Origin of the sequence: Chromobacterium piscinae (assembly GCF_021129175.1) — a bacterium.
Taxonomy (GTDB): domain Bacteria; phylum Pseudomonadota; class Gammaproteobacteria; order Burkholderiales; family Chromobacteriaceae; genus Chromobacterium; species Chromobacterium piscinae.
Genome location: NZ_JAJOHV010000138.1, coordinates 1 through 3406, shown reverse-complemented (window position 1 = coordinate 3406; position 3406 = coordinate 1). Strand labels below are relative to the sequence as shown.

The 3406-nt window shown below is 56.3% G+C and carries 2 protein-coding genes; both read right to left on the bottom strand.

From position 1 onward, the window contains the following. Window positions 1–299: 299 nt before the first annotated feature. Window positions 300–2873, bottom strand: a complete 2574-nt coding sequence (locus tag LQR33_RS23110) for a TonB-dependent receptor plug domain-containing protein (RefSeq protein ID WP_231470613.1) — start codon at window positions 2871–2873, stop codon at window positions 300–302. A 203-nt stretch (window positions 2874–3076) separates the two neighbouring features. Further along, window positions 3077–3199 (bottom strand): hypothetical protein, encoded by a 123-nt coding sequence (locus tag LQR33_RS24285; protein WP_260454788.1) that lies wholly within the window; start codon window positions 3197–3199, stop codon window positions 3077–3079. Window positions 3200–3406 lie beyond the last annotated feature (207 nt).

The window sequence follows — 3406 nt, the reverse complement described above, 5'->3', positions numbered from 1 at the left end:
CTGTCACCAGCGCGTAGATCAGCGCGGCATGGAACAGGACGACGCCCGCCAGACCGGCGAATCGTCGCCGGGGCGGTGGCCCTCCCACTCCTTTGGCTGCAATGCTTGTCATATGGATTACCCATTCCTTCAATAAAACCGGCAGACTCGGCCGGACCGACATTCAGATCCGGCCAGAGCTGCCAACCTGTCGCGCAGGCGGGGTGGGATCACCGCCCCGCCATCGCATTCCCTGCGCATAAAAACCTGCGCCGTCATGACAGAATGCTATAGCTGTGGACTAAATACAATAGCCAAAGCTAGAGTTTGTATGACGCTTTCAAGAAATAGGCTCGGCCCACCGGGTCGGCGAGAATCGGATCAAATCCTTTCTGGAAGAACTTGTTCTGATTACTGAAGGGAGGCTCCTGATCAAACAGATTCTTCACCCCCGCCGTCACGCTCAGCTTCTTCTTCCATAGATAGGTAGAAGACAGGTTCCAGTTGGAATACGGCTTGACACTATGCGTCGCCTTATAGTCGGTGTAACCGGACACATAGTTTTGGGCGAGCAACGCGCTCCAATCGCCGAAAGACCAGCCGAATCCCAGCGAATGCTTCCAGCGGACCACCGGCTGCAGGCCATTGTTCCATTGGCTCAAGCGCGAGTAATACACCCCTCCCGCTTCGACCTGCTGGACGAACTTGGAGGTATAGGTTCCATCCAGGTTAATGGTGAAATTACCGAAGCGGCTCTTGGGCAAGCGCCAGGAGAACGAGGTATCCAAACCCGCCGCGCTCAGATTGCCCAAGTTCTCGGTCGGGGTGGAAACGTAGTCAAGCTTGGAATACGGGTCATTCGGATTCACCCGCACAAAGCGGTCGGCATACTTGACCGGATCATTGAAGATCAGATCATTGTCCAGCACGCCTATCACTTTATTGATGGTGGTCCACCAGAAATCGACGCTGGCCGTAATCTCCTTGATCGGCTCGATCACCACGCCGAAGGTGAGAGAAGTGGCGCGTTCAGGCTCCAAATTGCGATTGCCGCCCTGCTTGGCGAAAAACGTGGTGCCGCAATCCGTCTTGTCCCCGCCGTTGGCCGGCGTCCCGTTCGGGCAGCGCGCCGGGTCGTCCAGATTATTGCCATTGGTATAGGTCTTGGCGTCCGGCTGGAAAATGTCGAACAGCGAAGGCGCGCGGAATCCTCTGCTCGCGGAGCCGCGGAACATGATTTGCGACGCAGGCTGATACTTGAACGCGACCTTGGGATTGAAAGCTTTGCCGAAGTCGCTGTACTTGTCGTAACGGGCCGCCAACTGCACGTCCAACCCTTTTATAACAGGCACTTCCGCCTCAAGGTACAGCGCCGAGATATTGCGGCTGCCCTTGGTTGACTTGGAATCGGCGATCCCCGATCCGATCGCATACTGGGCCAGATCCTGAATCTGGCTGTCCAGCTTCTCGTGCCTCAATTCGCCGCCGATCGCCGCCGCGACATTCCCCGCCGGCAAGGCAAAGATCTCCTTGCTGGCCTTGAAGTCTGCCAATGCGGTTTCATATTTCGAAATCCAGCCGTCCCCTTTCAACTCGACGCTTTCCCATGCGCCGGCCGGGGAGTCGCCGAACGGATTGATCTGATCAGTCAGCAGCGCCTGTTCTATCTTGTCGCTGTTTACATAACCGCTCTTGTAATTGATGGTGGTTTGGTTCGACGAATACGCGGCGCCGGTACGATAATCCCACCCTCCGATCAGCCCCTCCAGATTCACCGCCAGCCGCTGCGTATCGGAAATGCTCTTGGTCGTTCTGGGACCGAGAGGATCGCTGCGCAGATTCAACACCGCCGTCGCCCCCGGCGTCACCGGCGAGCCATCCGGCAGCACGGTCGGGAAGTACTTGTTGACGCCCGCGGTCAGCGTAGCTACGGATTGCATCGGCGTAGGCCCGATGCGCGTGGTACTGATGTTTCGGGCGCCCAGATACTGCGCCGTCAACATATGGTCGCCAAACTGCTTGCTGAGCTTGCCATTGGCGGTGAATTGCTCCACTTCCGGCGTCAGATCCATGAACAGCCAAGTCTTTTCGCCGCAGCTGGTCGCATCCCTGGGTGTGGAGTATGGCGGACGGCAATTCGGCATGGCCATGTTGTAAACATTGCCGTCGCCGGGATTGCCTTTGGACTTGTAGAGAAAGTTGGCTGGATAGGTGGTGCTGCTCAAAGACTGATTCTTGGTCGCGAATTCGCGATCCACAGTGCGAATCGCCTTGCTCTTCTGATACGACAAAACGCCGTAAGCGTTCCAGCCATCTTTCGCCAAGTCACCCACGCCGCCCAATACGCTCACATTCGCGGAATCGCCGCCCTTATGCTGAGGGCTCAGCGCTTCGCCGGAAATGGTCAGCCCTTGATAGCTCTTCTTGGTGATGAAATTCATCACCCCGCCGATGGCGTCGCTGCCATACAGCGCGGAAGCGCCGTCGCGCAGCACCTCGATCCGGTCTATGGCCGACAGCGGGATGGCGTTCAGGTCGGTCGCGATGCCGGAAATCGCCTGGTTGGCGACCCGGCGGCCATCCAGCAACACCAAGGTATATTGCGGATCGAAGCCCCGCAGGCCGGCATATGACGCGCCGCCGCTGACCGACTGCACGGAAGACGCGCCAACCAGATTGGACTGGTTGCTGGCCAACGAATTGACCACCTGCTCCACCGTGGTGAAGCCTTGCTTGGTCATTTCCTCGGTGCGCACGATTGTCACCGGCAGCGCTTTTTCCTGCTTGATGCTGCGTTTGATGTTGGAACCGGTCACCTCCACCCGGTCCAGCTCTCCTGAGGACGCGCCGTCGGCGGCCCATGCGACAGACGCGTTGACGCCTATGCCCGCCATGGCCAACGCCACAGCCAACTGCTTCTTTTTCATCACGGAACTCTCCTTTGTTCTTTATCCGTATCTCATCCGCCAGTTCTTCAGCTGGCGTGACGGAACTCGAGCCATGCACATCGCATGAAACAGCTCTGGATTCGAGTGTGGGAATAGTTCCGACAAACCGTCAACATCCGTAACAATTCGTCATTAAGTACAGATCATCCTTATCCGCCATGCTCATAAGCGCAATTTTCTGCCCCAAGTCCCCTGGCAATGACGTCAACATCAAAGCAAAAAGCCATGCCCGGCAAAGCATTCAGCCCATAGTCCAAGGTTGGCTTTTCCATGCCCCGCCCGCCTGTCTCATACCTATCTGACAATGTCGTTTTTATGTAAAAAATGTTGCATTTACACAAATTACTGAACGAATCATCCGAATCAAGAAGTCAATTCAAACCCTATCGATGAGAAATTCTCATGAAAACAATGCAAAAATAATTCGGCACCGGCTTAACACCTCGCTTCCAACAAACAAAAAGCCGGCCCACCCGGGC

Bases quoted from the DNA above. Each gene is read 5' to 3' on its own strand.
- LQR33_RS23110 (WP_231470613.1), bottom strand. From the start codon at position 2,873: ATGGCGGGCATAGGCGTCAACGCGTCTGTCGCATGGGCCGCCGACGGC.
- LQR33_RS24285 (WP_260454788.1), bottom strand. From the start codon at position 3,199: ATGGAAAAGCCAACCTTGGACTATGGGCTGAATGCTTTGCCGGGCATG.